This is a genomic window from Klebsiella sp. K47 (assembly GCF_051858335.1).
Lineage (GTDB): Bacteria > Pseudomonadota > Gammaproteobacteria > Enterobacterales > Enterobacteriaceae > Klebsiella > Klebsiella pneumoniae.
Genome location: NZ_JBPYUI010000152.1, coordinates 1 through 255, shown reverse-complemented (window position 1 = coordinate 255; position 255 = coordinate 1). Strand labels below are relative to the sequence as shown.

1 pseudogene is annotated in these 255 nt (G+C 59.2%); it reads left to right on the top strand.

Going from position 1 to position 255, the window contains the following annotated elements:
• Nucleotides 1–255: pseudogene (locus RRF55_RS27505) on the top strand (carbohydrate porin); the annotation flags it as partial.

The window sequence follows — 255 nt, the reverse complement described above, 5'->3', positions numbered from 1 at the left end:
TGACCACCAAAACCCACAACATCAAGGCCGGGCCGATCGACGTCGAGGTGTACGCTAACTACGGTTTTGACTCAAAGGCGGTGGACAGCGACGCGCGCCTCGAAGCCTGGCAGGGCGGCCTGGTGCTGAGCCACACCAACGACAGCGGGGTGAACAAGGTGATCCTGCGCTACTCCGACAACTCGGATAACAGCGTCTATAACAAAACCGACGACCTGACCACGGTCTACGCCAGCTTCGAGGGCAGCCATAAGT